This window comes from Streptomyces sp. NPDC059874, from assembly GCF_042731135.1.
In the GTDB taxonomy this organism is placed as follows: domain Bacteria; phylum Actinomycetota; class Actinomycetes; order Streptomycetales; family Streptomycetaceae; genus Streptomyces.
Genome location: NZ_JBHWJY010000007.1, coordinates 26,292 through 52,519, shown reverse-complemented (window position 1 = coordinate 52,519; position 26,228 = coordinate 26,292). Strand labels below are relative to the sequence as shown.

Here is a 26,228-nt window from a genome sequence, read left to right as displayed (position 1 = left end):
TTTGGTCTAGAAGCTCGATCGGAGTCGGGCCAGCAGGGTGTTGAGTACGTCGATGTCCTCGGCGGACCAGTCGGCCAGGGCTCTTTCCAGCGCGGCCGTGTACCGGGCTCCGAGCTCGGTGAGGAGCGCGTGCCCGGCAGGGGTGAGCCGCAGGATCCGGCAGCGCCCGTCCCCCGGGTCGGTCTCGCGCTCGATCCAGCCACGCTCGGCGACGTGCGCGACGTGCCGGCTGGTCACCGAGATGTCGATGGCCATGAGCTCGGACAGCCGGCTCAGCCGCATCTCGCCGTGCCGGTCGAGCACGGTGAGGACGGTGGCGGCGCCCGGCGGGCAGTCCGGGGGCAGTACGCGGGCGAGGTCGCGCTTGACCGCGCCGATCCCGGTGAGCCCGCGGGCCAGCTCCTCGTACCGAGTGGTGGCGGTCACCGGACACCCTCCCCATCTTGTTGCTTCAAGCAACCATAGAAGCGGATGGTTGCTACAGGCAAATGAATGGACGGGGTGGGGCGGTAAAGGAATCGGAAAACCCGCTAGGGTCCTGACCCATGGCTGCGAACCAGGACTCGAACCAGCACTCGAACCACAACTCGATGCCCCCCGAGGGCGCCTACGACCCCGCGGGCAGCACCCAGATGTTCCGCGCGTTCGTCGAGGAGGCCGCTCCGGCCCGCCAGGCGGGGGCGGGCTCCCGTCAGCAGCGCCGCGCCGAGCAGGCGCAGGCCGGATCCTCGAACCCGACCGCCAAGCTGGCGCTGATCATCGCGCTCGTGCTGGTGATCGGCGCGGCGGCGTGGGTCGTACTGCACTGACGGGGTGCCCGGGGCGGCGGCTCGGCTCCAGGCGGCTCAGTTCCAGGTGGCCGTGACCTTCCGGGTCTCCACGTGCATGCCGAGCGGCACCCGCCAGGCCTCCACGCACACCGTGTAGCCCTGCGTCTTCGAGCTGCCGCCCGCGATGGGTGCGGGCAGCGCCTGGGTCGTGGTGATCGTGGCCCAGTCGATGCCGAGGGCGCCGATGATGTGGGTCGCGAAGCTGACCGTGCCCGAACGGGCCGCGGTGGTACCGGTGTTGGTGAAGGTGACGGTGACCCGCTCGCACCAGCGGTCGCCCGCGGCCGACCGTGTCGGCGTCGACAGCGTCAGCTTCGCGGGAGTCGTGGGTGGCGGCGGCGTCGTCGTGCCGGGCTTCGACGGCGTGCCCGAGGGGGCGGCCGGCGCGGACGGAGTACCGGGGGCGGTGGTGGCCGAACCCGGCCCGGGCGTGCCGCCGGGGGTGTTCCCGGAGCCGCCGGGGGCGGTGGACGTCGCTCCGCCCGGTGCGGAGCCGCCGGGGGGTCGGTCCCCCGGAGGACTGGTCGACGTACTGGCCGACGTGCTGGCCGACGTGCTGGCTGAAACCGAGGAGCCGCCCGCAGCGGACGGGCCGCCGAGCTGCTGGAACTCCACACCGCCCTGCGGCGCCACGTTTTCCCCGGCCCCCCGTTCGGGGCCCGGGGCGGCGGCGCCCACGGCGACGTAGCCGTCCCGCGCCGGGCCCCCGCAGCCGGTGAGGGCGGCGACGGCCGTGCAGCACAGGGCGAGGAAGACGGCCGGGGCGGCCGTACGGGATCCCGTTCGCATCGCGCCAGTTTTCCTGACGCTCCGTCAAATGGGAACCCCGTACGGGGGGTCACTCCCCGATGAGGCCCACGCGCAGCTGCGCGAGCGTGCGGGTCAGCAGCCGGGAGACGTGCATCTGGGAGATGCCGACCTCCTCGCCGATCTGCGACTGCGTCATGTTCGCGAAGAACCTCAGCATGATGATCTGCCGTTCCCGGGGCGGGAGTTTGGCGAGCAGCGGCTTCAGCGACTCGCGGTACTCGACGCCTTCGAGCGCGGTGTCCTCGTACCCGAGGCGGTCCGCGAGCGAGCCCTCGCCGCCTTCGTCCTCGGGTGAGGGCGAGTCGAGCGAGGAGGCGGTGTACGCGTTGCCGACGGCGAGGCCGTCGACGACGTCCTCCTCCGAGACCCCGAGCACGGCGGCGAGTTCCGGCACGGTCGGCGACCGGTCCAGCTTCTGCGCGAGTTCGTCGCTGGCCTTGGTCAGCGCGAGGCGCAGCTCCTGGAGCCGGCGCGGGACGCGGACGGACCAGGAGGTGTCCCTAAAGAATCGTTTGATCTCGCCGACGACGGTCGGCATGGCGAACGTCGGGAACTCCACGCCGCGTTCGCAGTCGAAGCGGTCGATCGCCTTGATCAGGCCGATGGTGCCGACCTGGACGATGTCCTCCATCGGCTCGTTGCGGCTGCGGAAGCGGGCGGCCGCGTAGCGCACGAGCGGCAGGTTCAGCTCGATCAGGGTGTCACGTACGTACGCCCGGTCGGGGCTGTCCGCGTCCAGGGTGGCAAGTCGCTGGAAGAGGGAGCGGGAGAGAGTGCGGGTGTCGATGGCTTCCGAGCGGTTGGACACTGCCGGCGGCGTCACGCTCTTGACGAGCGTGAGCACCTTGGAGCTGCCCTGGTCTACGGACATGCCACCCCCTTGAGGTCGCGGACGGTCGCGTACTGCGCGCCCGTCGGAGGAACGCAGCCTCCACCTGAATACCGGAGGCGGGGCTGCGGCAAACGCGGTTCCAGCAGAATGTCACATGTCGGCAACGCGCTGTAGCGCCATATCGACATATGTCTCCAGCGACAGAACAGGTCAGAAGGGGATCGGCCCGTTCTGTCGGGAAAACGGGTGGATGATCTCCACTCGTTCCGGTTACGCCTCGATCCTGTTTGCGGATCGCAGTCGGGCGAAGCTGCGGGCGAGCAGCCGGGAGACGTGCATCTGGGAAACGCCCAGCTCGGCGCTGATCTGGGACTGCGTCAGATTGTTGTAGTACCGCAGGAGCAGGATCCGCTGCTCCCGCTCGGGCAGTTGTACGAGGAGATGGCGTACGAGGTCACGGTGCTCGACGCCGGCCAGCTCGGGGTCCTCGTACCCGAGGCGGTCCAGCAACCCCGGCATCCCGTCGCCCTCCTGGGCGGCCTCCAGGGAGGTCGCGTGGTAGCTCCGCCCGGCCTCGATGCAGGACAGCACCTCGTCCTCGGTGATGCGCAGCCGTTCGGCGATCTCGGGGGTGGTCGGGGTGCGGCCGTGGAGCGTGGTGAGGTCCTCGGTGGCGGCGTTGACCTGCACCCACAGCTCGTGGAGGCGCCGCGGCACGTGCACGGTGCGGACGTTGTCGCGGAAGTACCGCTTGATCTCGCCGACGACGGTCGGCATCGCGAAGGTCGGGAACTGCACGCCGCGGTCCGGGTCGAAGCGGTCGATGGCGTTGATCAGCCCGATGGTGCCGACCTGGACGACGTCCTCCATCGGCTCGTTGCGGCTGCGGAAGCGGGCGGCCGCGTACCGGACGAGGGGGAGGTTGGCCTCGATGAGGGCCCCCCGCACCCGGTTGTGCTCGCTGGTGCCCGGTTCCAGGCCCTTCAGCTGCCCGAAGAGGACCTGGGTGAGGGCCCGGGTGTCCGCGCCCCGGGTGCTCTGCGTCCGCTGGGCCCCGGGGGCGGGCGAAGGCGGGGTGCCGGGCGGGGCCGTGGGCGGGTTTCCTGCCGCCGTGGCGGCCGCCGGGGGCTCGTCGTGCTGTGGAGGGACCTGGGGGTCCTGCGGGGCGGTGTGTGGGGCGGGCTGCGGGGCCTCCTGCTGGGGGTCCTGCTGGGGTGGCACCTGAGGCGCTGTACTGGCCGGCACGGTCACGCCACCCCTTCAGTCAACTTCAGTCAACTCATCCGTCAAAAGCGGTCATAGCATCACAAGAGATGTGCACTGTGTGCAAGCACCGTATATAGCCGTGTTGAGGGCAAGTTGGGCATATCGGCATATTCCATCCGGCGGTGGGTACACAAAAAACCCCCCACCCGTCGGAGTGGGGGGCCGGAAGTCCGGGAACCGCTTCAGCGTACGGGTTCAGCGCACCAGTTCGGTCATGAACTCGCCGATACCGGAGGCGGCGTCCGATATCCCTTGGAAGCCGATTTCCACGATCTCGGCCGCCCTCTTCGGCTGGGTGATGATGACGAAGAGGACGAACACGGTCAGGGCGCTCGTGATGAGCTTCTTGGTGTCCACGGGCGCGCGGCCTCCCCAACCGGTCCTTGTGAGTCGGGTGAGTCTAACCGGTCAGGATTGGGCACTCACCTGTCCTTTAAGGACCAATGACCCGGTGGGACGGGTCCTTTGCCGCTGGGTCGGCCACCGCGCCGGGCGCATGCTTGTTGTGAGCCCACCGGTTCTGGCAGGAAATCGGTGGGTGAGGGACAGGACCTCACTGCGGGGTCCGAGCCGCAAGCTTCCCCCCTGACTGCGGCTCGGGCTGGCGGGTTCCGTCCTCAACGGGGGAAGTGGCTTGTCCCCCCGATGCCACTTCCCCCGTCCCATACGTCGAAGGTCCCGACCCACCCGGTCGGGGCCTTCTTCGCGTGTGCCCCTATTGGACGGCGCCGGCCAGGTCCGTGATGGGCTGTACGGGGGCGATGACGGGCGCCAGCTGGTTCGGCAGCTCCATCAGCTGGTTGAGCTGGTTCGCGCCCTCGCTGAGCTTCCCGCCGATCTCCTGGACCGAGGCGGGCTGGGTGCCGGCCGGCATCCCCGGGGCCGCCGTCGGCAGGTCGGGGAGGGTGAGGGGCGAGAGCGGGGAGCCGGCGGCGGAGGCGGCGGGAGCGGCGAGGCCCGCGGCGGCCCCCGCGAGGGCGATGGCGGCGAGCATGCGCTGGGTCTTGGTCATGCCGTGACAACGGCCGAGGGGGCGGGCGGTCACGGCGGTGTCCTCCGGACAGACGCCGGCTCCCTCCCGGGGGGGCGGGTTCCTCCGGGGGTGCGGGCCGTGGGCGGGTGCGGCGCCGTTGCGCGAGCGGCCCCGGGCTGCGCCCGGGCTTCCGGGGCTCCGCCCCGGACCCCGCGCCTCAAACGCCGGCGGGGCTGGATTGTTCCCCGGCGGGGGACTGTTCCCCGGCTGGGGTGGACTCGGCTCTCGGGTATACGCCGAGAGCCCCACCCTTGCGGGTGGGGCTCTCGATCGGAGCGGTAGTGGAGGGATTTGAACCCCCGATGGGTTGCCCCATACTCGCTTTCGAGGCGAGCTCCTTCGGCCACTCGGACACACTACCGAGATGGATCCTAGCCTACGGAGCGGCATCCTCTGAAATCGGTATCGCCCGACCGCGCGGAAGCCCGCTTCAGAGGTCGCGGAAGAAGTCCGTCAGCTGCCGGGCGCACTCGTCTGCGAGGACGCCCCGGACCACTTCCGGCCGGTGGTTGAGCCTGCGGTCCCGTACGAGGTCCCAGAGCGACCCCGCGGCGCCCGCCTTGTCGTCGTCCGCGCCGTAGACGACCCGGGCGACGCGCGACTGCACGAGCGCGCCCGCGCACATCACGCACGGCTCCAGGGTCACCACGAGGGTGCACCCCGGAAGCCGCCATTCCCCGACCGCGGCCGAGGCCCGGCGCAGCGCCAGCACCTCGGCGTGCGCGGTCGGGTCGCCGGTCGCCTCCCGCTCGTTGTGACCGGTGGCGAGCAGTTCGCCGGCCGGGCCGAGCACGACGGCGCCGACCGGCACGTCGCCGGCCGGCACCGCCCGGGCGGCCTCCTGGAGCGCGAGGCGCATGGAGTCCCGCCAGGGATCCCGTACGGGATCGGGAGCGTGCGCGTCTTGCGTGTGGATCACTAGCGGACGGCCTCCAGGACCTCGGTGGCGCCGAGGGATTCGGCGATCTCCGAGAGGGCGTCCCCGTCGAGGGTCATCAGTTGCTTGTTGGTCACCCCGAGGTCGTCCAGCAGCCGGGGATCACCGAGCGGACCGGCCGGAACCGGCTCCGCGCCGCTCCCGCCCGCCTCGTCCTCGTCGGCGTCCTCGTCCGTGTAGGCGGCCACGGCGTCCTCCTCGCCGTCCTCGGTGCCGTCCAGGTCGAGCTCGTCGAGTTCGTCGTCCTCCTCGTCGTTGCCCAGCAGCTCTTTGGTCAGCATCGAGCCGTAGGAGCTGCGGGCGGCCGCAGCGGCGTTCGATACGAAGTACCGCGGGTCCTCCTCGCCGTCCACGCGGACGACGCCGAACCAGGCGTCCTCCTGCTCGATGAGGGCGACCACCGTGTCGTCGTCGACAGCGGCGGAACGGGCGAGATCGATCAGATCACTGAGGGACTCGACGTCGTCGAGTTCCATGTCGCTCGCTTCCCACCCGTCTTCGGTGCGCGCGAGCAGTGCGGCGAAGTACACCGTGACTCTCCCACTGGTCTTAGGCGTGCCGGTTGGAGGTCCCCCCGGCCGGAGGTTGGGGCGGAACGGCCGTGTGCGTGCGGTGCTGCTTTGCCGTTCGTACCCCGCCCAATCGGCATCGTGGCAGAAACGGCGGCTTTGCGAGAGGTCTTCGGCGCTTGCGTCGTGCCGTGGCGCCTCCCGGCTGGGGTGGTACGGGGTTCCGTGCCGGGGCGTGTCGGGCTTTCCGGTGCGGCGCCGCTGCCGGGGCTCCGCCCCGGACCCCGCGCCTCGAACGCCGGCGAGGCCGGATGTGCCGCTGCGAGGCTGAGCAGGTGCTTCTACCAGCGGAAAGTGCGCATGCGCATCTGTTGGCGCATGCGGGCGGCGCGGGCGCGGCGGGGTTGGACGCGGTCGCGGAGGGCGCGGGCCTCCATCAGGTCGCGCAGGAACTGCGCGCGGCGCGCGCGGCGCTGCGCGGCGGTCTCCGGCGGTTCCGGCATCTCGTCGATCGGCTGCGTGTCGGGCATCGGCCACCACCCCGGGCTGGTCGGTCGTCCCCCTCGCACCCACTTTCCCCCGAACAGCCCGTTTGATGCCACCCCTGCGCAGGTCAAGCGCAGGTCAGGCGTCGTCCGACAGGGCCGGGACGATCGCCACCGGGCCGTGCGCGTGCTGCAGGACGGCGTTCGCCACCGAGCCGATCAGCAGGGACATGGCGGTGCGCCGCGGGTGGTGGCGGCCGACCACGACAAGGGCCGCCGACCGGGAGGCCGTGACCAGGCGGCCCGCCGCGTCGCCGGGGACGGCTGCCTGCTCGACCGGGACGTCCGGGTACCGGGCCCGGAAGGGTGCCAGCCGCTCCGTCTGGGACCGCAGCATCTCCCGCTCGGCCGGTACGGCGTCCCCGTCGTCGGCCAGGCCCTCGGGCGGGATCACCAGGAACGGGCTGTCCACCACCATGGTCGGCGCGGGCGGGACGACGTACGCGGAGACCACCTGTACGGCGGTCCCCCGCGCGGCGGCCTCGGCGAAGGCGAAGGCCGGTACGTCGTCGGGGGTCTCGGCGGCGTGCAGCCCGAGCACCACCCGCCCGGCCGAGGCCTCCGAGTCGGCCTCGGCGGAGCGCTCCGCGTGCGGGACCACCACGACCGGGCAGGGGGCCGTCGTCGCCACGGCGCGGCTGTTCGAGCCGAGCAGCAGGCTGGCGAAGCCGCCGCGCCCCCGGGAGCCCATGACCAGCATCAGGCCCTCCGCGCCGATCACCCGCAGCGCCTCGGGGACGGAGCCCTCCAGGGACTCGTACCGGACTTCCCGCGGGAGCTCGGCGCCGCCGCTGTCCAGCAGGGTGCGTATCCGCTCGGTCACGAGGTCGGTGTACTCCTCCGGCTCCGAGGCGGAGTGAAGTGCGGAACGCCGACCCGCATACAACTGGGCGTGGTCGGGCAGGACATGTGCGATCAGCAGCCCCGTCCCGTGCCGGATGGCCGCGGCCCGTGCCCACTCCAGGGCCCGCAGGCTGTGTTCGGATCCGTCGACGGCTGCGATCACCGGTGCGTTGGTCATCAGTCCAGCGTGCTGGGCCTGCGGGCGGTCCGCATCCGGGGGCCGGTCGGGGCGCGGCCGGCGGCGGGGGCGCGAGGGCGCGAAGGGGCCGTGTCAGCGCGTAGCCTTTTGGGTGCAGGTCGCGTCTCGCGGCCGTTTTTGCTGGTCGCAGGCCGAGTTTTGGAGGATGTTGTGCGTTTGCAGGTAGTCGATCACCCCTTGGTGGCGCACAAGCTCACGACCCTGCGCGACAAGCGCACCGACTCCGCCACGTTCCGTCGGCTCGCCGACGAGCTGGTGACCCTGCTGGCGTACGAGGCCACGCGCGACGTGCGGACCGAGCAGGCCGACATCGAGACCCCGGTGGGTCCGACCACCGGCGTGAAGCTCTCCCACCCGCGTCCGCTGGTCGTGCCGATCCTGCGCGCCGGTCTCGGCATGCTCGACGGCATGGTGCGGCTGCTGCCGACGGCCGAGGTGGGCTTCCTGGGCATGGTCCGCAACGAGGAGACCCTGGAGGCCTCCACGTACGCGACGCGCATGCCGGAGGACCTCTCGGGCCGCCAGGTCTACGTGGTCGACCCGATGCTCGCCACCGGCGGCACGCTGGTCGCGGCGATCCAGGAGCTGATCAAGCGCGGCGCCGACGACGTGACGGCCGTGGTGCTGCTGGCCGCGCCGGAGGGCGTGGAGATCATGGAGCGCGAGCTGGCGGGCACGCCGGTGACGGTGGTGACGGCCGCGGTGGACGAGCGGCTCAACGAGCACGGCTACATCGTGCCGGGGCTGGGCGACGCGGGCGACCGCATGTACGGCTCCGCGGAGTAGCCGTCCGGCGGTTTCGGCGGCAGCGCCCGGTGACCCGGTTGCCGGGGCTCCGCCCCGGCCCCCCCGGACCGGGTTCAGTTCAGCACTTGGCGGGCGCGGGCGCGGGGTTGGCCAGCAGGGCCAGCGCCTTGTCCGCGTCCTCCTTCGTGTTCAGCTCCTTGAAGGCGTCGCCCAGGATCAGGTCGATGTCCGCGGTCTCGCGGGCGTCGGTCTGCTGGGTGGTGCCGGCGAGCTGGGTGCCGAGTACGGAGACGGCGGCCTTGTCGGTGGCCGGGGAGCTCAGCAGTATCCCGGTGCCGGGCACCTTCTTGTCGAAGTCCGCCGGGGCGTTGCCGACCTTGCCGATGACGAAGCCGCGTTTTTGCAGTTCGTCGCCGACGGCCTTGGCGAGGCCGGCCCGCGGGGTCGCGTTGTAGACGTTGACGGTGATGTCGCCCGGCAGCGGGAGGACGACCGCGGGGCTCGGGGAGGCGGCGGCGGGGGCGCCCTTGGCCGCGGCGTCGGCGCCCTTCGTCGGACAGTCCTTGGCGCCCGCAGCCGTATTCCGTTTGGGGCCGTCGCCCTGGAACACGTCGATGAGCTGCAGGGCCCCGTAGCCGAGCAGGGCGAGCGCGAGGACCGAGCCGAGCACGGCGAGGACGATCCGACGAGGGCTCCGCTTACGGCTCATGCGAGGGTAAGCGGCTCCCGTGACGCGGTACTTTCCGCCCATGCCGGGGGGAGTGAGCATGCTCATGGGCGCAGCGTAGTGCCGCCCGGGGGCGATGCCCACTAAATGATCTGCTGATAGGTCAATCGAGACCCGAAAGGCGCAATCCGCCCGAAGCGTGTCAGGCGGCGCCGATCCGTTTCAGGACCGGCGTCAGTCCATTTCGAGGACGCGCGCGTGCAGTACCTGGCGCTGCTGGAGGGCCGCGCGCACGGCGCGGTGCAGTCCGTCCTCCAGGTAGAGGTCGCCCCGCCACTTCACGACGTGGGCGAAGAGGTCGCCGTAGAAGGTGGAGTCCTCGGCGAGCAGGGTTTCCAGGTCCAGCTGGCCCTTGGTCGTCACCAGCTGGTCGAGCCGGACCGGGCGCGGCGCGACGTCCGCCCACTGCCGGGTGGTTTCCCTGCCGTGGTCGGGGTACGGCCGTCCGCTTCCGATGCGCTTGAAGATCACACGGAAAGCCTACCGGGCCGGTGCCTGCGGGCGCAGCCTCGCTGCGTTGGTGCAAAAGTGGCAAACAGGCCTATTTCTGGAGTGATGCATGAGCGAGAGCACCGACGCCGCCGTCTCGACGGACCGGGCCGAGCAGGCGGGCCCGGCCGCAGAGATCGCCGCCGGGTACGCCTTCTGGGGCCCCGCGCTCGACCTGGGGGCACTCCTCTGGGACGGCGCCTGCCTGCCCGAACGGCAGGTCCGCATCCCCCTGTCGATGCTGGGCCGGCACGGCCTCGTCGCGGGCGCCACCGGCACCGGCAAGACCAAGACGCTCCAGCTGATCGCCGAACAGCTGTCGGCGGCCGGTGTCCCCGTCTTCCTCGCGGACATCAAGGGAGACGTTTCGGGGATCTCCGCGCCGGGCACGCCGGGCGAGAAGGTCGCGGAACGGGCCCGGGACGTGGCCCAGCGGTGGGAGCCCACCGGATACCCGAGCGAGTTCTACTCGCTCGGCGGCATCGGCCCCGGAATCCCGATCCGCTCCACCGTCACCAGCTTCGGCCCGGTCCTGATGTCGAAGGTGCTCCAGCTCAACCAGACGCAGGAGCAGTCGCTCGGCCTGATCTTCCACTACGCCGACGCCAAGGGCCTGGAGCTGATCGACCTCAAGGACCTGCGCGCGGTCGTCGCCTTCCTCGTCTCCGACAAGGGAAAAGCCGAACTCAAGGGCATCGGCGGACTGTCCACCGTGACCGCCGGAGTGATCCTGCGGGCATTGACGGCCTTCGAGCAGCAGGGCGCGTCGGAGTTCTTCGGCGAGCCCGAGTTCGACACCGGCGAATTCCTCCGCACGGCCGCCGACGGGCGCGGAACGGTCTCCGTACTGGAGCTTGCGGCCGTCCAGGACAAGCCGCAGCTCTTCTCCACCTTCCTGATGTGGCTGCTCGCCGACCTCTACAACGACCTGCCGGAGGTCGGCGACCTGGAGAAGCCCAAGCTCGTCTTCTTCCTCGACGAGGCCCACCTGCTCTTCAACGGTGCCTCCAAGGCCTTCCTCGAATCCATCACCCAGACGGTCCGCCTCATCCGCTCCAAGGGCGTCGGCGTCTTCTTCGTGACCCAGACCCCCAAGGACGTACCGGCCGACGTGCTCGCCCAGCTCGGCAACCGGGTGCAGCACGCGCTGCGCGCCTTCACCCCCGACGACGCGAAGGCGCTGAAGGCGACCGTGAAGACCTTCCCCCACTCCCAGTACGACCTGGAGGAGCTGCTCACCGGGCTGGGCACCGGCGAGGCCGTCATCACCGTGCTCAGCGAGAAGGGCGCCCCCACCCCGGTCGCCGCGACCCGGCTGCGCGCCCCGCAGTCGCTGATGGGGCCGATCGAAGCAGGCGCGCTGGAGCAGGCCGTGAAGTCCTCACTGCTGTACTCGCGCTACGCGGAGCCGGTCGACCGCGAGTCGGCGTACGAGAAGATCAGCGCCGAGCAGGCCGCCGCCGAGGCGGAAGCGGAGGCGGCCGCGGCGGCCGCCGCGGCGGAGAAGCAGGCCAAGGACGCCGAGAAGGAGGCGGCGCGGGCCGCGCGCAGCGCCCCGAAGCCGGACCCCTCGCTGGCCGAACAGGTGGTGGGCAGCGGGCTGTTCCGCTCGCTGGCCCGGTCGATCGGGACCCAACTCGGCCGGGAGATCTCCCGCTCGATCTTCGGGACGGCCCGCCGGCGGCGGTGACCGTCGGAGTGACATCTTCGAGGCGGAGTCGAGCGAACCGATTGCCGCTCCCCCGGTCCGCGCTGACAGACTCGTCGTATGCGGACCGAACTGATCGACACCACCTCCAGCAAGGTCAACCGGGCCCTGCTCGAAGCCCGCCGGGCCATAGGCAGCCCCACCATGGGGTTGGTGCTGACCCTCGTGGTCGTCACCGACGAGGAGAACGCGTACGACGCCGTGCGCGCGGCCTCGGAGGCCTCCCGGGAGCACCCGTGCCGAATCATCGCGGTGATCAAGCGGGTCTCGCGCGGCCCGCTCACGCTCCGGGCGACCAGGATGGACGCCGAGCTGCGCGTCGGCACCGACGCCGGGACCGGGGAGATCGTGCTGCTGCGCCTGCTCGGCGCGCTCACCGAGCACACCGCTTCGGTCGTGCTGCCGCTGCTCGTGCCGGACGCGCCCGTGGTGGCGTGGTGGCCGGCCGACGCCCCCGCCGACCTGGCCGCGGACCCGCTGGGCGCGCTCGCGCAGCGCCGGATCACCGACGCGGCGGCCGCCACGGACCCGGTGGCCGTGCTCGACGAGCGGGCCGCCGGCTACCACCCCGGCGACACCGACCTGGCCTGGACCCGACTGACCCAGTGGCGGGCGCTGCTGGCCGCCGCCCTCGACCAGAAGCCGCTGCCGGTGACGGGCGCGACGGTGGAGAGCGAGGCCGACAACGTGAGCGCCGAGCTGCTGGCGCGCTGGCTGGAGGACCGGCTCGGGGTCCCGGTGGACCGGGTGGAGAGCCCCGGCCCGGTGATCACCCGGGTCAGCCTGCGGACCACGGGCGGCGAGATCCGGGTGGACCGCCCCGCGGGCGCGCTGGCCACCCTGGTCCTGCCGGGGAGCGTCGACCGCAAGGTGGCCCTGAAGATCCGCAGCAACGCCGAGCTCATCTCGGAGGAGCTGCGCCGCCTCGACGCCGACGTGGTCTACGGCTCCGCGCTGCGGCGGCGGCCGCTCCAGGCGGCGCTCTCCGCGTAGTGGTTGTCGTAGGTCGACGAGCTGTCCTTGATGTCCTGGACGGTGGCCTCGCCCGCGTGGACCCGGCCGAGGAGCCGGTAGTAGTCGAAGCGGCCCATGCCGGGGGTGAAGCCGACGAAGACGCTCGCCGTGTGGCCGGGGGCGGGGGCGAAGGCGTGCTTGACGCCCGGCGGGACCGCGATGAAGTCGCCGGCGGCGAGGGTGTGGACCTCATCGCCGACGAGCAGGTCGAGCCGGCCCGCGGTGACGTGGAAGAACTCGGTGGCCTTGGTGTGGAAGTGCACAGGGGCCCCGGCGGCGCCCTCGTCGAAGGTGGCGGTGTTGCAGGTGAGCTCGGCGGTGTCCGTGAGCAGCGTGATGAGGCTGCCGGGGGCGTCCTGGACGGCTTCGGCGGTGGCGGCGCGGGTCGGGATCTCTGTCATGTCCCCCAATCTACGGCCGGGATAGACCGATATCAGGGGTCAATCGAGGGCGTGTCAGACCGGTCAATTCGCCGGGCCCCCGGACCTTAGGGGGAGGCCTTGGCGGCCTTGGCCGCGGCCTTCATCTCCTGCTTGTGCGCCCGCACCTTGGCGAGCGACTCCGGGCCGGTGATGTCCGCCGCCGAGCGGTAGACGTTCGCCTGCCCGTACCCGCCCGCGGCCTCCCGCCAGCCCTTCGGCCGCACCCCCAGCCGCTTGCCGAGCAGGGCGAGGAAGATCTGCGCCTTCTGCTCCCCGAAACCCGGCAGCGCCTTGAGCCGCTTCAGCAGCTCCACGCCCGTCCCCGCGTCGGCCCAGACGGCCGCCGCGTCCCCCTCGTAGTGCTCGACCAGGTACGCGCACAGCTGCTGGATGCGCTTCGCCATCGACCCCGGGTAGCGGTGCACGGCCGGCTTCTCGGAGAGCAGCGCGGCGAACGCCTCGGGGTCGTACGCGGCGATCGCGTGCGCGTCCAGATCGTCGGCGCCGAGCCGCTGGGCGATCGTCCAGGGCCCCGAGAACGCCCACTCCATCGGCACCTGCTGGTCCAGCAGCATCCCGACGAGCGCGGCGAGCGGGCTCCGGCCGAGCAGCGCGTCGGCCTCCGGCTGCTGGGCGAGCCGGATGGTGATGTGGTTGTCCATGGCTCCAGGGTCCCGCGCGGAGGCGCTTCCCGCGCGGTTGTCAGACCTCGCGCCTAGCGTGGTTCGTGCAGTCGAACCAGTCGCAGAGCAACAGAACAGAGCAACAGAACAGTCGTGCAGTCGTGCAGTCGTAGAGCCAAGGAGTCGATCGATCATGGTTGAGTTCACCGAAGGCGCACCGTGCTGGGTGGACGCGATGTTCGCCGATGTGGAGGGCGCCAAGTCCTTCTACGGCGATGTACTGGGCTGGACCTTCGGCGAGGCCAGCAGCGAGTACGGCAATTACACGCAGGCCTACTCCGACGGCAAGGCCGTCGCCGCCGTCGTCCCGCCGATGCCGGGGGTCGAAGCGCCCTCGCAGTGGTGTCTGTACTTCGCCTCGCCCGACGCGGCGGCCACCGCCCAGAAGGTCACGTCGGCCGGCGGCGAGGTGCTGATGGGCCCGATGCAGGTCGGCACGTTCGGCACCATGCTGATCGCGAAGGAGCCGAGCGGGGCGGTCTTCGGGGTCTGGCAGCCGGGTGACCACAAGGGCTTCGAGAAGCAGGGCGAGAACGGCTCGTACGCCTGGGCGGAGGTCTTCACCCGGGACGCGGCCAAGTCGGACGCGTTCCTGCCGAAGGTCTTCCCGTACGGCTCCCAGCAGATGGAACCGGGCGACGAGGGCATGGACTACAAGGTCTTCAGCGTCGGCGGCCCCGAGAACCCGGTACTGGGCCGGATGCCGATGGGCGACGAGTTCCCGCCGGAGATCCCGTCCTACATCCAGATCTACTTCTCCGTCCCGAACTGCGACGACGCGGTCGCGAAGGTCCAGGCGCTCGGCGGGAAGCTGCACTTCGGCCCGATGGACAGCCCCTTCGGGCGGTTCGCGGCCGTGGGTGACCCGCAGGGGGCGGCCTTCGCGGTGATCGACACGGCGACGACGGTCGGTGAGATGCCGAAGTTCGACTGACCGCCAAGGTGCCCGCACGGACGAGTGCCCGTGCGGACAAGTGCCCGTGCGGACAAGTGCCCGTGCAGACGAGTGCCCGTGCAGACGAGTGCCCGTGCCCCTGCCGGTGATACACGCCAGGGGCACGGGGGTGTGGGGGGCCTGCGTCAGCGGTCGACGGGGCGCGCGACGGCCGGCCCGTAGGCGAACCAGGCCGCAGGGTGCGCGGGATGGACCAGCAGCGGAGCCGGCCAGAACGGGGACGGGGCGAGCAGGACGTACCCGTACGGGGGCAGCGGATAGGAGCTGCTCTGCGGAGCTGCGGCCTGCGCGGGGGCGCAGGTGATGAGGGCGGAGCTGAAGGCGAGTGCCGCGGCGGCGGCGATGTTCTTGATCACGGGTGGAGGAATATCGGCCGGGGGGCTGCGCCGAACAGGTTTCTGAGCCCGTCTTCACCCGTATGCAGGAGCCGTTTCACCGCAGAAACGAAGCTTCAGCCGCGGACCATCGACATCAGCAGCTCGTGGGTCTCGGCGTCGGCGGCCGCGACGAGTCCGCGGCCGGCTGGCCCGGCCTCCCCGACGGGCACGCCGTCGATCCCGGTGACCACGCAGCCGGCGGCCCGGCACAGCGCGATGCCCGCGGCGAAGTGCACGCTCCCGGAGAGGTCGCCGCCGTCGGTGACGTACGCGGCCCGCTTGCCTGCGGCGACCCACGCCAACGCCAGCGTCGTGGACACGACGCGCGGCCGGAAGCGCTCGACGAACACGGGGTGGGCCAGCAGGTCGACGGCCCGGAAACCGGGGGCGCCGGGGAACGGCGGATCCAGGTTGACGTCCACCAGCCGCGTGGCGGAGGTGGGCGCCGTCCGCGCATCGGCGGCCCCCTCGTGCCGTACCCAGGTGCTCTCGCCGTCGGTGAAGAAGACCTCGCCGCTGAACGGGTCGGCCACGGCCGCCGCCCCGTCGCGCAGCGCCACGTTGACGGCCACCAGCATGTTGCCGACGGCGTAGTTCAGCGTGCCGCACAGGGGATCCACCAACCACTGCCGCGCAGCCTCGGCGGCGCCCTGCTGCCCGCCCTCCTCGCCGAGCACCGCGTCATCGGGGCGCGCGGCCCGGATGACGCCGAGGATCGCCTTCTCGGCCTCGACGTCGGCGGCGGTGGCGAAGTCCCCGGCGCCCTTCTCGATACGGTCGAGCCGCTCGCCGTACATGCCGCGCACGACGTCCGCTCCGGCCCGGGCCGCCGCTATCGCGACCCCGGCATCGTCAAGATCCGCATATGAGTTGATCACGCCGCACCCTACTTCGACGGGCGACGTCGCGGGGTCAAGCGGCATCGGCGCGATCGTCCTCCCCGTGGTCCCCGCAGTTCCCGCATCTGCCCCGGGTCGGGCTGCGGAAGGCGCGGTCGCACGTGTCGCAGGTCTGGAACGGGTCCGGCGGCACGTGGGCCTGCCCGCGGTAGGCCGGCCCGAGCGCCGGCGGGAGTTGGACGGCGAGGCGGTGGGCGATCAGCCCGGCCGGATTGCGGGGGCGGTGTCGGCGGGAGCAGAAGCGGTCGTGAATCGTCCAGCGTGGGTGCCGGGCATGGGTTCGTGGATCGAATGAGTGACCTTTCAGGCAGGGTGTCGTTGATCGGATGACAGCACCGGCGACAGGGAGGGCGAGTCTTGAGTCGGAAGCTGCTCCTCACTGAGGGGCAGACCACACGAACCGCTTGCGCCCGTGGCCTGCTTCGGACGGGCGTGGATGAGAAGACCGGTGAATTGCTCACTGTCTCCCTGCTGGCGGAGCGAGTCGGCTGGGCAGCCGACTTGGCGTCTGCCATGGCTGCCGACTTGCTGACCGCGCACTGGAACGCCGCCGATGTGGAAAGGCTGGCATCCGGGGAGGACGCGACCAGGCGGAAGCTGCCGTCGAACGCGTGGATGGCGCTGCGCCGTCTGGGCTGGAGTGTTGCGCCGCCGGAGGGTGTTCGCATCAATGACCGGATCGTCCGCATGGCGCAGGAGCAGGCCGGGCGTTTGCTGCGGTCGGCGAAGTGGCGTCATGACGTGACCGTCGGAGTACTCGCAGCCTTGCCGGCCGAGCCGGCCAGACGTACGGGCCTGGAGTGGGACGCAGTTCGGGCGGCGGTGCCGAGCGGGCAGCATCTGCCGTCCAGCGTCGTCAACTCCCGTACCCGCCAGATCGCCGCGTTCATCAAGAAGCACGACCGGATGCCCGTCGGTGTGTTCGAGTTGGAGAGCGCGCCGACGGTAGCGCGGATGCTGCTGCTGTCGGCCTGCGACGCGCAGCAGGCCACCATCGAACGGACTGATGAGCCGGGCCGTGCGCTCTTGCGCTTGCAGCTCCCCACCCGGTCCGACCCGCGGTCCTACCGGGACTGGACGTGGGTGTCCTGCCCCATCAATCTCCCGCCCACCATCCCCGCAGGCGCCGTGCTGCACCTGCCCACCCTCCGCACGCACCAAGGCCGCGTCCGTGCCGAGCTCGCCTACACCCACACAGGGCCGAAGACTGCCCGCACCGGGCACACGGTCGCTTTGGGTGTGGACTGGGGGCTGAACACCCTGCTCAGCGCGGGTGCGGCCCGGCTGCACGACGACGGGCGGATCAGCACCCTCGGGGCCGGGGCCATGTTCCGGACGGCCGGAGTCCTCGCCAAGCAGCACCGGCTGCGCCGCCAGGGCGAGCACCTGCATGCCAAGGCCCACCACTACCAACTGCTTGTCGGTGGTGACGAGCAGCACGCGCTGGCCGGCAAGCTCGCCGTGCTGAGTGACGAATGCGCGTACGTGTCCGCGCGCCGGTCGAATCTGAATGATGCTTTGGCGTGGGCCGCCGCCAGGTGGGCAGTGGATCAAGCCATCGAGGCCGGGGCGAGCGTCATCTACGTCGAGGACCTCCGTTCGATGGAAGCATGCGGCATGGGCCGCACCATGAACACGCGACTCTCCCAGCAGGTACGTGGGCGGATCGTCGACCGAATGCGGCATCTGGCCGCAGAGACGGGTATCGCCGTGGTCACCGTCCCGGCGCGCAACACCTCCAAGCATTGCCCCCGCTGCCTCACACCGCTACGGCACCGCAAAGCCCCCGACCGGCCCACTGTCCCCGGCTGGAAATGGGCCATCTGCCCGAACTGCTCCTGGCAGGGAGACCGTGACCAGGGTGCCTGGCAGCGCATCGCAGCACGCGGCCTGACCCACCAGGGCAAAACGGGGTGCGACCGCACCAGCGGAGTCATGACCATCCGCACGATCGTCGACACCCTTGAAGCAGGCGCGGTAATCACACCGATTCCGCCGAAGACCAGCCAGACGGATCGGTCCAAGACCGGCTCGACACGGCGACAGACAGCACGCCCCGCGCCCAGGCGACGTAGGGCACCCTCCCCCACCAGTCCGCAAGGACTGGCGGGACAGCGTCCGGAGGGACACGCTCACACGGACCGGAGACGGCTGCCCCGCGCAGCCCACCGGCACCAGGACGTGACGGCGATCAGCACACCCAGCAGCGGCCGACACCGGCCACGAGGAGCAGCACTGGGCGCGGGATTCCACCGCCACGCCCACGCCACCCCTCCACGATGGGAAGCTCCCCTGCCAGGGCCTGTGTCTGACATGGGATCACTAAGTTGATCAGAGACGCTGGAGGGGTAGGGCTGGGTTCTTTCTCATCCGTACTGCGGAGCAAAAAGAAAGATCGTGGATCGCCGCAACGTGACGAACCGCGATCCGGTGGCTGCCATCACATTCCGTCCTGTCACATCCTGGGAAGCTGCGGTGTCTTGGATGTTGTAGCCACCGATCAACGGCAGAGGAGAAGACCATGGGACCCCGACTGAACGTCTTCGGTAACGAGACCGCGGGCAAGCTGATGAAGCACTTCGCCGCGGCGGGCAAGGACATCAAGGAGTCGCCGCTTCCGATCGCGACGCAGGAACTGGTGGCGCTGCGCGTGAGCCAGGTCAACGGCTGTGGATTCTGTGTGGACATGCACAGCAAGGACGCGATCGCCCGCGGTGAGACCTCCGTACGCCTCCACATGGTCGCGGCATGGCGCGAGGCCACGGTGTTCACCGAGGCCGAGCGGGCCGCGCTGGAGCTGGCGGAGCAGGGCACCCGCATCGCGGACGGCGCCGGAGGTGTCCCGGACGAGGTGTGGGCGAATGCCGCCAAGCACTTCGACGAGGATCAGCTGGTCGCGCTGATGACCCTGATAGCCCTCATGAACACCTTCAACCGGCTGAACGTCATGCTCCAGATGCCGGCCGGCGAGTACCAGCCGGGCCAGTTCGGCTGACCGGGCCGCCTTCCGTTCCCGTATGCCGGGGCCCCATTTCGCGGGCCCCGGCGACCGTCTCGATGGGTTCCCGGGAATTGCGCTCCTTTTTCGAGAATGTCGAATGTCCGATCTGTGTCGGCGTGCTCGAAATCGCCGGCGAATGCACGACTGTGAATCTCCCCGTCCGTTGACCCGGTGTACGGGGGCGGTGGATGATGAGTGAACGTTTCTGCGGGTTTCGCGTGCGCCCGACTGTCGCTGGGGGAACAAGACGTTTACCAGTCGTGCGGCGCCGCACCTCGTGGGACTCCACTCCGCCTCTTCGTGAAGGAAACCCTTCTGGTGCGTCCCACACGCGCGACGGTCCTGCTGACCGCAGGTCTCGTCGCCCTTCTCGGTGTGCCGGCCGGTGCCGCGGCCGCCGCCGAGACCCCGGCCAACCTCTACGTGAACAACGCCGAAGATTCCAACTGCTCCGACGGCGGATCCGGTTCACCTGCGGTGCCGTTCTGCACGATCTCGGCGGCGGCGAAGGTCGTCAAACCCGGCCAGACCGTGCGGATCAAGACATGGGCGACGTATGACGAGAACGTCACCATCGACCGCTCCGGGGAGCCGGGCAAGCCGATCACCCTCACTGCCGACACGGAGGACTTCTCCTCCGCGGCGTACCTGGGGCGCGGCAAGGGCCTGACCATCAGCGGAGCCTCCCACGTGGTGGTCCGCGGGCTGCAGAGCCACGGCGGCATCAAGGTCAACCGCTCGAACGGTGTCGAACTGGATCGGATCCACGCCTCGAATCCCGGCTTCGACGGCCTCGTGGTCGGTGACGGAAGCGCGAACGTGCGAGTCACCCGGAGCGGCTTGATCGGTGCCCGGATCGAGGGCGGTGCCCAAGGCACCGTGCTGAGCCGGAATGAGATCAACAACGGATCCGGGTCGGCCTCCAAGGTGCTGGACGCCCCTGGCACCGTCATTACCAACAACACCTTCACCAGCAGCTGTGCGGCGGCCATCTCGGTCAGCGGTGGCTCGTCCGGCTCCGCACTGTTCAACAATGTGCTCTCCACCTGGCCCAACAACCGCTGCGAGCCGGCCGCACCCCGCCAGGGAATCGCGGTGTCGGCGAGCGCGACGGAGGGCACCCGCGCCGACTACAACCTGATCACCGGCCCCGAGACCGAGCTGACGCTGTACTCGTGGGCCGGCGCCGATTACCAGACGCCGGCGGCATTCAAGGCCGCCACGGGCCAGGGCGCACACGACATCCTGGCCGCGTTCGATGACGTCGGACCGAAGGACGGTTCCCCGACCATCGACTCCGGCGACCCGACGGCGCCCGGAGTGTTGCCCACCGACAAGCGCGGCAAGCCGACCGCAGATGACCCGCGGGTTCCCAACACCGGCAAGGACGGCGGTTACGTCGACCGAGGTGCCTGGGAAACCCAGGATGTGCTGAAGTCCGTCCGGCTGGATCTCGACCAGGCCTGGGCGCCGGTCGGTACGCCGGTGAAGGCGAAGGCGACTCCGGACGACCTCTGGCCGGCCGCGCTCACCTACCGGTTCGACTTCGGCGACGGGACGGCCCCGGTCGTCACCAAGGCGCTCACCGCCGAGCACGTCTACAGCGCGCCGTGCGACTGCGCGGTCACGGTGACGGCGGTCAACGGGATCGGGGAGACGGTCTCCGACAGCCGGTCGACCAAGGTCACCGCACCCGGTCCGCTGACGGCGAGCTTCACCGCCACGCTGGCGCTGCCGACCTCCACGAGCCCCATAGGAGGCCCCTCTCCGCTGACCGTGGACATCGACGCCGCAAGTACTGCGGCGCCGTGGCCCCTGGCGAGCTCGGCCGTGGACTTCGGTGACGGCAAGTCCGCGTCGCACGAGGGTGGCATGGGCTACTTCGCCCACGTCTACAGCCTGCCCGGCGAGTACAAGGTGACCCTCACCCTCAAGGACGTGAAGGGAGCGACGTCCACGGCCACCCGAACCGTGCGCGTGGACTACGCGCCGTCCGGATACATCGCCAGTGAGCCCTTCCGCCTGCTGGACACCCGCACCAACAACACCCCTGTCCAGGGCAACTACGCCCGGTCCGTGGACCTGCCGGTCGGCACCCGCATTCGGGGTCACGAACTCTCGGGCGGTATGGCCTCGGTCGTCCTCAACGTGACCGTCACCGACGCCACTCAGGACGCCTACCTCAACGTCTGGCCCTCCGGGCAGCCGCGACCGGCCACCTCGAACCTCAACATCCGTGCGGGCGGCACCTCGTCCAACACGATCACCGTCCCCGTAGGCCCCGACGGCAGGGTCAACGCCCAACTGAACGCCGGCCAGGCTTCGCTCATCGTCGACTTCGTCGGCTACTACCAGCCCAACGTCGGGCAGAAGTTCAGCCCGATCAACCCGAGCCGGCTCGCCGACACCCGTGAGGCCGGCGGTGCCCTCGGCGGCGGGCAGACCCGTACGGTCAAGGTCGCGGGGGTGGCCGGGATCCCGGCCGACGCGAGCGCCGTCGCGCTGAACCTGACCAGCACCGGGACGACGTCCGACACCTACGTCGTCGCCTACCCGGACCCGGCGAAGCGGCCCCTGGCCTCGAACCTGAACCCCGAGCCCGGCAAGAACAAGGCCAACCAGGTCATCGTCCCGGTCGGCCCGAACGGCACGATCACCCTGTACAACCACTGGGGTTCCACGGACCTGGTGGTGGATGCCGTGGGCTTCTACGGCAAGGAGGGCAAGGCCCTCTTCACGCCGGTCGTCCCGAAGCGCCTCGCCGACACGCGGAACACGGTCAAGCTCGCGCCCGGTGCGACGTCGACCGTGGCCGGGGTGCCGGCGGGCGCGGTGGGCGCCGTGCTGAACGTGACGGCGACCGAGAGCACCAGCCCCGGTTTCCTCACCGTCTACGGGTACGGGGGCGAGCGCCCGTGGGCGTCCAGCCTCAACACCCACCCGGGGCTGAACGTGCCCAACCACGTCATGACTCCGGTCGGGCAGGGCAAGCTCAGCATCTTCAACAGCGTGAACGGCCCCAACCACGTGATCACCGACCTGCTCGGTTACTTCACCCAGGGCTGATGTCCGTCCGAGCCCCGGCCTCCGCACACGCGCGGAGGCCGGGGCTCAGTGCCGTCCCGCGCCGGAGCGGTGCAGGTCGCGCAGGAGGGCGATCTCCGAACCGTGGTGCAGCAGTTCCTGGTTGACCCACCAGGCGATGTCGATGAAGGGCTCCTCCGCGTCGCTGCCGTGCGGGTACGTGCAGTACCCGACGGTGTCCAGCGCGGCCTCGTCGACGCTCAGCAGCGCCTCGCGCCAGGCCTTCGCGGCGGTGTCGAAGCCGGTTACCGCGCCCGCGACGTCGCCCTCGACCCGGTAGTCGTTCCGGGTTCGGGTGCGCGTGCCGGCCGTGTGGTTGGCGCGCAGGGTCATCATCTCGGTGAGGTGGCTCAGGCGCCACGCGATGGTGGTGAACGGCGGCGGCCAGGGGTGCGGGTACGTCGCCGCGTCGCGCCCCCAGTCGCCCGCGCCGGCGAGGAGGGTGGCCCGGGGGCCGGGGCCGTCCGCGCGCCGTCGTACGGACCAGCAGTCGGCGACCGGCTCCCAGAAGTACTCCTCGTCCGTCATGGGGCCGACCTCGGTGTCCGAGCCGTCGCCGCTGTCCATGACGGGTCCGGTCATACGGTCGGCGAGGCGCCGGTGGGCGAAGTCGAACTGTGCCAGCAGGGGGGCAAGGCGGGGTGGGATCACGGGAAGGCTCCTGTCATACGTCGAAAGGTCGAAAGTTCACCAGGGCGGTGTTCCCGTCCTCCTCGTACCGCACGTCGATGTCGATCGCCTCCGCGCCGCCGGCCGCCGACGGCTCCAACTCGATGTGGGCGCAGGCGTCGACGGTGTCGGGGTGGCAGAAGTCCGACCCGAGGGTGGTGCCGGGGTAGGCGGTGGCCAGCCAGGCGTCGAGGTCGGGGCGGGCGATGCGGAATTCGACGTCGTAGCTCGTGTCCAGCCAGGTCATGACCTCGCACGTCGCGTCACGCGCGCCGGGCGGCAGCCCGCTCTGGTCCGCGTAGCGCATGGCCTCCGTGCAGGAGGCGGGCTTCCGGGTCGAGAGGGGGTCGGCGCTGTTCCCCAGATCGGTGACGGCCTTCCAGGACAGCCAAGCCAGCGGCAATGCCAGCGCTGCGACCAGTACCCAAGCCCGTTTCATGCCTGCGAGGTTAATAAACGGCGGTTACCAGCCGAGCGGGTGGTTCCTGTTGGCGGATGCGACGGGTTGAACGCAAGTCAACTCGGGGGTCATTACGGTCCATCACGTGCGGTTCCCACCGGTCCCGCACGAAGCCGATAGGTAAGAGGTCGAACTTCTCATGAGCCTGAGCATCCGCAACCAGATCGCCGGCACCGTCACCGCCGTCACCGCAGGTGAGGCCATGGCGACGGTCAAGGTCCGGCTGGATGGCGGCCAGGACATCACCGCCGCCATCACCGCCGACGCCGTCAAGGACCTGGGCCTGGCCGAGGGGGTCGCCGTCAAGGCGCTCGTCAAGGCCACCGAGGTCGCCCTGGCCACCGGGCCGGTGGACGGCATCTCCATTCGCAACCAGATCGCCGGCACCGTCGCCGACGTGGCCGTCGGCCCCGCGATGGCCTCCGTCAAGGTCGACGTGAACGGTGGCGGGCTGACCGCCGCGATCACCGCCGACGCCGTCGAGGCGCTCGGCCTGGCCGCCGGGTCCTCCGTGGTCGCGCTGATCAAGTCGACCGAGATCTCGCTCGCCACTGCCTGAGTCCGCCCCTACGAGCCCAGGCTCGGCGGGGACAGGGCGCCGAACCACACGTGGGTGACCGCGCTGACGTACCGCGCCCCGCAGCGGTCCGTGGGGACCACCAGTTGGGAGCCCGACTCGTCGAGGTCCGCCCCGTCGAGTCGGGTGGCCAGCAGGACCGGGTTGCCCGCGAAGTCGCCGTCGAGTTCCGCCCAGGACAGGACGGTGTGGTGGCCGTCGCCGCCGCTGATGGCGAGCATGAAGCGGCTGCGGTCCTTGCGTCTCCCGACGTCGAACGCCGGGCCCGCGTCCAGGATCACGTCGCGGAGCAACGCGCCCTCGAACACGTGGTGTTGCGGCCCGTTCGTCGCGCAGTCGAACGTGACCGCCGAGCGGTGCTGCTCCCATGCGTGCAGGTCCGCGACGCCGAGGGTCGCCGGGTGGTCCAGGTCTCCGTGCAGGATCAGTTTGGCCATGGGTCCGTCATGCCCGGAACGGGTTGGATCAGAACCTCATCTGCAAGGTTTGTGCAATGGTATGGGTTGCAGATCGCGTTCTATTGTGTGTTCTCGCCTGGCATCTTCTGTTGTGAGTCGGTGAAGAAGAGGTCGGCGTGCGCGGCGGCCCACTGGGCGAAGGTGCGCGGCGGGCGGCCGAGGACGCGCTCGACGGTCGGGGTCACCTCGGCCACCGTGGCGGGGACCGTCGCCCACATGTCCAACATGAAGGCGATGCCCTCCTCCGGCCAACCGTCGGCCCGCCACTGGCTGCGCGCCTGATCGTCGGTCAGCGCGGTGAAGCGGAGGTCCCGGCCGGTGGCCCGCGCGATGGCCGCGACCTTGTCCGCCGGGGTGAGCGCCTCCGGGCCCGTGACGACGTGGCGCCGGCCGGCATGGCCGCCCCTGGTCAGTACGGTCGCGATGACGTCGGCGACGTCGCGCTCGTCGGTCGAAGCCGTCCGACGGCTCGCGTACGGCTCGCGGACCTCGGCCGTGGCACGGATGGCGTCGGCCCAACCGAGGGTGTTGGCCATGTAGTCGATCGGCCAGATGAAGGTCCATTCCAGGGCGCTGTCGCGGACCGCTCGGCCCAGGCCGTCATCGGAGCCTTCGTCGCCTTCCGCGAGGACCGTGATCCGACGTACCCCCGCCGCCTCGGCCATGGCGGTGATCTCCGGCCCGGTCCGCAGCGGGGCGTGGTCCTGCCCGGTCGCACCGATCAGGTGCACGGCGTGGACGCCGGCCAGGGCCGCCGCCAGGGTCCGCGGCTCGGTCAGGTCCCCGACGGCCGGCTCGACACCGGCGGGCATCGCGGCCGCCGCGGCCGGGGTACGGGTCAGTGCGCGGACCTGCCGGCCGTCCCGCAGGAGTCGGTCGACCACGTGGCGCCCCAGCGTTCCCGTCGCACCCGTCACCAGAATCGTCATACGCGGACCGTAGGCGGGATGTAGGTCGGATCCCGGCCGCGTTCGAGGTCCCGAAAAGAAATTTCGGCGGCCTGTCACACACGCGTCGTGCGGCGGGTCAGAGGAGTGAAGCAGGCGGGAAACCTGACCGGAGCGAGCATCGCGCCGGCGCCCGTCTCCAGGGGAGCTCAGATGTCCACCACCGCCGTTGTTTTCGCTCTGGTCGGCGCGCTGATGGTCGGTTTCTCGGCCTACTCGGTGTTCGCCAAGGCCGAGTTCGTCGTCGGGCCGCTGGCCGAGTACGGGGTCCCGCGCGCGTGGTGGACCTGGCTGGGGGTCGCCAAGGCGGCCGGGGCGGTGGGCCTCGTGGTCGGGCTGTTCGTGCCGGTCATCGGCGTCGCCGCGGCCATCGGGATCGCCCTCTACTTCGCGGGGGCCGTGATCACGACCTTCCGGGCGAAGGCGTACGCGCACGCCGTCTTCCCGATCGTGTACGCGGCCCCCGCGGTCGTCGCCCTGGCGCTCGGGTTCAGCGGCTGAGCGCCGCCGGTTCGTCCTCGTCGCGGAAGGGTGCGAAACCTCGGTTGTCCTTGCAGCCGAGGTTTTCGTACGTGTTGACCTTGGTGACCGGGTCGGTGCCGATCAGGTGGATCTTGCAGGCCTGCTTGATGAAGCGGCCCTCGACCCCGCCGGGGAAGTCGATCTCCTTGTTCCACAGGTACGGCGACTCGTAGTGGTTGGCCCAGGCGGTGGAGTTCACGTCGATGCCGCCCGGGGCCTCGATCTCGTAGACCCAGCCCGTCTTGGCGCTGCCGTAGGTGGCGAACTTCTCGGCCACCCACTTCTCGCAGCTGGTGCTGAGGTGCGCGCTGGTCTGGCCGCCGCCCTTGACGATGTACTCGGCGAGCGGGGTCAACTGGTCGCCGCGCGGCGTGAATCCGGTCTGGAAGAGCTCCTCGACGTTCTCCCGGGTGTCGCCGCGCCACAGGGTGTTGTCGTCCGCGCGCCAGTGCCAGTTCTCGGACTTCGCGGCGGCCTCGACGGCGTAGGCGATGAACGGGTTGGTGGTGGTGCTGAACCAGTCCCACGCGTCGAACTCGGCGACGGGGCCGCAGGGGCCGGTGTCGGGGGCGGGCGCCGGCCGCGCGGACGCGGCCGAGGCGGGGGCGATGGCGGCGGCGGAGGCGAGCGAGGCGGCGGCGAGGACCTGCAGAGCGGCCTTCAGCATGGTGAGTGCCCATCAGTT

31 protein-coding genes and 1 tRNA gene are annotated in these 26,228 nt (G+C 70.7%); 10 read left to right on the top strand and 22 right to left on the bottom strand.

From position 1 onward, the window contains the following. Positions 1-6: 6 nt before the first annotated feature. Positions 7-426 carry a MarR family winged helix-turn-helix transcriptional regulator gene (locus tag ACFV9H_RS06370; protein WP_385394090.1) on the bottom strand — a complete coding sequence of 140 codons (420 nt, stop codon included), beginning with the start codon at positions 424-426 and terminating at the stop codon, positions 7-9. A gap of 119 nt (positions 427-545) precedes the next feature. On the opposite strand from ACFV9H_RS06370, the gene ACFV9H_RS06365 reads away from it, so the two are divergent. After that, positions 546-809 carry a hypothetical protein gene (locus tag ACFV9H_RS06365; protein ID WP_385394088.1) on the top strand — a complete coding sequence of 88 codons (264 nt, stop codon included), beginning with the start codon at positions 546-548 and terminating at the stop codon, positions 807-809. Positions 810-845: 36 nt separating this feature from the next. Here the strand turns inward: ACFV9H_RS06365 and ACFV9H_RS06360 are convergent, their stop codons facing one another. The 10 genes from ACFV9H_RS06360 to ACFV9H_RS06315 all read right to left on the bottom strand — a co-directional run bounded on the left by ACFV9H_RS06360 (position 846) and on the right by ACFV9H_RS06315 (position 7,783). Further along, positions 846-1,619 (bottom strand): hypothetical protein, encoded by a 774-nt coding sequence (locus ACFV9H_RS06360; RefSeq protein WP_385394085.1) that lies wholly within the window; start codon positions 1,617-1,619, stop codon positions 846-848. Positions 1,620-1,668: 49 nt separating this feature from the next. Continuing rightward, positions 1,669-2,511: an RNA polymerase sigma factor SigF gene (locus tag ACFV9H_RS06355; RefSeq protein ID WP_385394083.1), complete on the bottom strand. Its 843-nt coding sequence runs from the start codon at positions 2,509-2,511 to the stop codon at positions 1,669-1,671. Positions 2,512-2,742: 231 nt separating this feature from the next. After that, on the bottom strand, positions 2,743-3,693 hold the full coding sequence (locus ACFV9H_RS06350) for an RNA polymerase sigma factor SigF (protein ID WP_385394081.1): 951 nt from the start codon (positions 3,691-3,693) through the stop codon (positions 2,743-2,745). A gap of 240 nt (positions 3,694-3,933) precedes the next feature. Then, on the bottom strand, positions 3,934-4,095 hold the full coding sequence (locus ACFV9H_RS06345; RefSeq protein ID WP_365172386.1) for a hypothetical protein: 162 nt from the start codon (positions 4,093-4,095) through the stop codon (positions 3,934-3,936). 358 nt (positions 4,096-4,453) lie between these two features. Continuing rightward, entirely contained in the window at positions 4,454-4,750 is a 297-nt protein-coding gene (locus ACFV9H_RS06340) for a hypothetical protein (RefSeq protein WP_385394079.1), read from the bottom strand. A 297-nt stretch (positions 4,751-5,047) separates the two neighbouring features. Continuing rightward, positions 5,048-5,132 (bottom strand) — tRNA-Ser (locus ACFV9H_RS06335). Positions 5,133-5,201: 69 nt separating this feature from the next. Continuing rightward, positions 5,202-5,630, bottom strand: coding sequence for a tRNA adenosine(34) deaminase TadA (gene tadA / locus ACFV9H_RS06330; protein ID WP_385394310.1), 429 nt, complete (start codon positions 5,628-5,630; stop codon positions 5,202-5,204). 59 nt (positions 5,631-5,689) lie between these two features. Beyond that, entirely contained in the window at positions 5,690-6,238 is a 549-nt protein-coding gene (locus ACFV9H_RS06325; protein ID WP_385394077.1) for a hypothetical protein, read from the bottom strand. 320 nt (positions 6,239-6,558) lie between these two features. Next, a complete protein-coding gene (locus ACFV9H_RS06320) occupies positions 6,559-6,747 on the bottom strand; it encodes a hypothetical protein (RefSeq protein ID WP_385394074.1) in 189 nt (62 codons plus the stop codon). 94 nt (positions 6,748-6,841) lie between these two features. Further along, a complete protein-coding gene (locus tag ACFV9H_RS06315; protein ID WP_385394072.1) occupies positions 6,842-7,783 on the bottom strand; it encodes a universal stress protein in 942 nt (313 codons plus the stop codon). A gap of 171 nt (positions 7,784-7,954) precedes the next feature. Here ACFV9H_RS06315 and upp point away from each other — a divergent pair, with 171 nt between their 5' ends. Beyond that, positions 7,955-8,590, top strand: coding sequence for a uracil phosphoribosyltransferase (upp, locus tag ACFV9H_RS06310; protein WP_329381989.1), 636 nt, complete (start codon positions 7,955-7,957; stop codon positions 8,588-8,590). Positions 8,591-8,669: 79 nt separating this feature from the next. On the opposite strand, the gene ACFV9H_RS06305 is transcribed toward upp, so the two are convergent. Then, on the bottom strand, positions 8,670-9,326 hold the full coding sequence (locus ACFV9H_RS06305) for a LytR C-terminal domain-containing protein (RefSeq protein ID WP_385394069.1): 657 nt from the start codon (positions 9,324-9,326) through the stop codon (positions 8,670-8,672). Positions 9,327-9,452: 126 nt separating this feature from the next. Next, a complete protein-coding gene (locus ACFV9H_RS06300) occupies positions 9,453-9,749 on the bottom strand; it encodes a type II toxin-antitoxin system VapB family antitoxin (protein WP_030010424.1) in 297 nt (98 codons plus the stop codon). Between the two features lie 88 nt (positions 9,750-9,837). On the opposite strand from ACFV9H_RS06300, the gene ACFV9H_RS06295 reads away from it, so the two are divergent. Both ACFV9H_RS06295 and opcA read left to right on the top strand, forming a co-directional pair. Next, positions 9,838-11,457 carry a helicase HerA-like domain-containing protein gene (locus ACFV9H_RS06295; protein WP_385394066.1) on the top strand — a complete coding sequence of 540 codons (1,620 nt, stop codon included), beginning with the start codon at positions 9,838-9,840 and terminating at the stop codon, positions 11,455-11,457. A 78-nt stretch (positions 11,458-11,535) separates the two neighbouring features. Further along, positions 11,536-12,468, top strand: a complete 933-nt coding sequence (opcA, locus tag ACFV9H_RS06290; RefSeq protein WP_385394064.1) for a glucose-6-phosphate dehydrogenase assembly protein OpcA — start codon at positions 11,536-11,538, stop codon at positions 12,466-12,468. Here opcA and ACFV9H_RS06285 read toward each other — a convergent pair. Beyond that, positions 12,417-12,890, bottom strand: coding sequence for a cupin domain-containing protein (locus ACFV9H_RS06285; protein ID WP_385394061.1), 474 nt, complete (start codon positions 12,888-12,890; stop codon positions 12,417-12,419). The genes opcA and ACFV9H_RS06285 overlap by 52 nt on opposite strands. 86 nt (positions 12,891-12,976) lie before the next feature. Next, a complete protein-coding gene (locus ACFV9H_RS06280) occupies positions 12,977-13,573 on the bottom strand; it encodes an HhH-GPD-type base excision DNA repair protein (RefSeq protein WP_385394058.1) in 597 nt (198 codons plus the stop codon). A 154-nt stretch (positions 13,574-13,727) separates the two neighbouring features. Here ACFV9H_RS06280 and ACFV9H_RS06275 point away from each other — a divergent pair, with 154 nt between their 5' ends. After that, entirely contained in the window at positions 13,728-14,528 is an 801-nt protein-coding gene (locus ACFV9H_RS06275; protein ID WP_385394056.1) for a VOC family protein, read from the top strand. Between the two features lie 146 nt (positions 14,529-14,674). Here the strand turns inward: ACFV9H_RS06275 and ACFV9H_RS06270 are convergent, their stop codons facing one another. Both ACFV9H_RS06270 and ACFV9H_RS06265 read right to left on the bottom strand, forming a co-directional pair. Continuing rightward, positions 14,675-14,905 carry a hypothetical protein gene (locus ACFV9H_RS06270; protein WP_385394053.1) on the bottom strand — a complete coding sequence of 77 codons (231 nt, stop codon included), beginning with the start codon at positions 14,903-14,905 and terminating at the stop codon, positions 14,675-14,677. A 95-nt stretch (positions 14,906-15,000) separates the two neighbouring features. After that, entirely contained in the window at positions 15,001-15,804 is an 804-nt protein-coding gene (locus ACFV9H_RS06265) for an inositol monophosphatase family protein (protein WP_385394050.1), read from the bottom strand. A gap of 453 nt (positions 15,805-16,257) precedes the next feature. Between ACFV9H_RS06265 and ACFV9H_RS06260 the strand changes: the two genes are divergently transcribed. The 3 genes from ACFV9H_RS06260 (at position 16,258) to ACFV9H_RS06250 (ending at position 21,892) form a co-directional block, all read left to right on the top strand. Further along, the gene (locus tag ACFV9H_RS06260) at positions 16,258-18,156 is read left to right on the top strand and encodes a zinc ribbon domain-containing protein (RefSeq protein WP_385394048.1); all 1,899 of its coding nucleotides are present in this window, start codon (positions 16,258-16,260) and stop codon (positions 18,154-18,156) included. Positions 18,157-18,346: 190 nt separating this feature from the next. Next, on the top strand, positions 18,347-18,820 hold the full coding sequence (locus ACFV9H_RS06255; RefSeq protein ID WP_385394046.1) for a carboxymuconolactone decarboxylase family protein: 474 nt from the start codon (positions 18,347-18,349) through the stop codon (positions 18,818-18,820). A 324-nt stretch (positions 18,821-19,144) separates the two neighbouring features. Continuing rightward, a complete protein-coding gene (locus tag ACFV9H_RS06250; RefSeq protein ID WP_385394044.1) occupies positions 19,145-21,892 on the top strand; it encodes a PKD domain-containing protein in 2,748 nt (915 codons plus the stop codon). 45 nt (positions 21,893-21,937) lie between these two features. Here the strand turns inward: ACFV9H_RS06250 and ACFV9H_RS06245 are convergent, their stop codons facing one another. Beyond that, positions 21,938-22,561 carry a DinB family protein gene (locus ACFV9H_RS06245; RefSeq protein ID WP_385394041.1) on the bottom strand — a complete coding sequence of 208 codons (624 nt, stop codon included), beginning with the start codon at positions 22,559-22,561 and terminating at the stop codon, positions 21,938-21,940. Between the two features lie 13 nt (positions 22,562-22,574). Then, positions 22,575-23,018, bottom strand: a complete 444-nt coding sequence (locus tag ACFV9H_RS06240; protein ID WP_385394039.1) for a hypothetical protein — start codon at positions 23,016-23,018, stop codon at positions 22,575-22,577. A gap of 160 nt (positions 23,019-23,178) precedes the next feature. On the opposite strand from ACFV9H_RS06240, the gene ACFV9H_RS06235 reads away from it, so the two are divergent. Then, complete coding sequence (locus ACFV9H_RS06235) at positions 23,179-23,598, top strand: molybdopterin-binding protein (RefSeq protein ID WP_385394036.1); 420 nt, start codon at positions 23,179-23,181, stop codon at positions 23,596-23,598. A gap of 8 nt (positions 23,599-23,606) precedes the next feature. Here the strand turns inward: ACFV9H_RS06235 and ACFV9H_RS06230 are convergent, their stop codons facing one another. Together ACFV9H_RS06230 and ACFV9H_RS06225 are read right to left on the bottom strand one after the other, a co-directional pair. Further along, a complete protein-coding gene (locus ACFV9H_RS06230; RefSeq protein WP_385394033.1) occupies positions 23,607-24,053 on the bottom strand; it encodes a molybdopterin-dependent oxidoreductase in 447 nt (148 codons plus the stop codon). A gap of 80 nt (positions 24,054-24,133) precedes the next feature. Beyond that, on the bottom strand, positions 24,134-25,003 hold the full coding sequence (locus ACFV9H_RS06225; RefSeq protein ID WP_385394030.1) for an NAD(P)H-binding protein: 870 nt from the start codon (positions 25,001-25,003) through the stop codon (positions 24,134-24,136). Positions 25,004-25,174: 171 nt separating this feature from the next. Between ACFV9H_RS06225 and ACFV9H_RS06220 the strand changes: the two genes are divergently transcribed. Continuing rightward, entirely contained in the window at positions 25,175-25,522 is a 348-nt protein-coding gene (locus tag ACFV9H_RS06220; protein ID WP_385394027.1) for a DoxX family protein, read from the top strand. Here the strand turns inward: ACFV9H_RS06220 and ACFV9H_RS06215 are convergent. Further along, the gene (locus tag ACFV9H_RS06215) at positions 25,512-26,210 is read right to left on the bottom strand and encodes a hypothetical protein (protein WP_385394025.1); all 699 of its coding nucleotides are present in this window, start codon (positions 26,208-26,210) and stop codon (positions 25,512-25,514) included. The genes ACFV9H_RS06220 and ACFV9H_RS06215 overlap by 11 nt on opposite strands. Positions 26,211-26,228 lie beyond the last annotated feature (18 nt).

What these genes read in the sequence shown, in the direction of transcription:
- ACFV9H_RS06225 (WP_385394030.1), bottom strand. Translation starts at nt 25,003, where the DNA reads ATGACGATTCTGGTGACGGGTGCGACGGGAACGCTGGGGCGCCACGTG.
- ACFV9H_RS06360 (WP_385394085.1), bottom strand. Translation starts at nt 1,619, where the DNA reads ATGCGAACGGGATCCCGTACGGCCGCCCCGGCCGTCTTCCTCGCCCTG.
- ACFV9H_RS06235 (WP_385394036.1), top strand. Translation starts at nt 23,179, where the DNA reads ATGAGCCTGAGCATCCGCAACCAGATCGCCGGCACCGTCACCGCCGTC.
- ACFV9H_RS06315 (WP_385394072.1), bottom strand. Translation starts at nt 7,783, where the DNA reads ATGACCAACGCACCGGTGATCGCAGCCGTCGACGGATCCGAACACAGC.
- ACFV9H_RS06340 (WP_385394079.1), bottom strand. Translation starts at nt 4,750, where the DNA reads ATGACCAAGACCCAGCGCATGCTCGCCGCCATCGCCCTCGCGGGGGCC.
- ACFV9H_RS06220 (WP_385394027.1), top strand. Translation starts at nt 25,175, where the DNA reads ATGTCCACCACCGCCGTTGTTTTCGCTCTGGTCGGCGCGCTGATGGTC.
- ACFV9H_RS06215 (WP_385394025.1), bottom strand. Translation starts at nt 26,210, where the DNA reads ATGCTGAAGGCCGCTCTGCAGGTCCTCGCCGCCGCCTCGCTCGCCTCC.
- ACFV9H_RS06365 (WP_385394088.1), top strand. Translation starts at nt 546, where the DNA reads ATGGCTGCGAACCAGGACTCGAACCAGCACTCGAACCACAACTCGATG.
- ACFV9H_RS06280 (WP_385394058.1), bottom strand. Translation starts at nt 13,573, where the DNA reads ATGGACAACCACATCACCATCCGGCTCGCCCAGCAGCCGGAGGCCGAC.
- tadA (WP_385394310.1), bottom strand. Translation starts at nt 5,630, where the DNA reads ATGCGCCTCGCGCTCCAGGAGGCCGCCCGGGCGGTGCCGGCCGGCGAC.
- ACFV9H_RS06295 (WP_385394066.1), top strand. Translation starts at nt 9,838, where the DNA reads ATGAGCGAGAGCACCGACGCCGCCGTCTCGACGGACCGGGCCGAGCAG.
- ACFV9H_RS06230 (WP_385394033.1), bottom strand. Translation starts at nt 24,053, where the DNA reads ATGGCCAAACTGATCCTGCACGGAGACCTGGACCACCCGGCGACCCTC.
- ACFV9H_RS06305 (WP_385394069.1), bottom strand. Translation starts at nt 9,326, where the DNA reads ATGAGCATGCTCACTCCCCCCGGCATGGGCGGAAAGTACCGCGTCACG.
- ACFV9H_RS06320 (WP_385394074.1), bottom strand. Translation starts at nt 6,747, where the DNA reads ATGCCCGACACGCAGCCGATCGACGAGATGCCGGAACCGCCGGAGACC.
- ACFV9H_RS06285 (WP_385394061.1), bottom strand. Translation starts at nt 12,890, where the DNA reads ATGACAGAGATCCCGACCCGCGCCGCCACCGCCGAAGCCGTCCAGGAC.
- ACFV9H_RS06255 (WP_385394046.1), top strand. Translation starts at nt 18,347, where the DNA reads ATGGGACCCCGACTGAACGTCTTCGGTAACGAGACCGCGGGCAAGCTG.
- ACFV9H_RS06240 (WP_385394039.1), bottom strand. Translation starts at nt 23,018, where the DNA reads ATGAAACGGGCTTGGGTACTGGTCGCAGCGCTGGCATTGCCGCTGGCT.
- opcA (WP_385394064.1), top strand. Translation starts at nt 11,536, where the DNA reads ATGCGGACCGAACTGATCGACACCACCTCCAGCAAGGTCAACCGGGCC.
- ACFV9H_RS06355 (WP_385394083.1), bottom strand. Translation starts at nt 2,511, where the DNA reads ATGTCCGTAGACCAGGGCAGCTCCAAGGTGCTCACGCTCGTCAAGAGC.
- ACFV9H_RS06275 (WP_385394056.1), top strand. Translation starts at nt 13,728, where the DNA reads ATGGTTGAGTTCACCGAAGGCGCACCGTGCTGGGTGGACGCGATGTTC.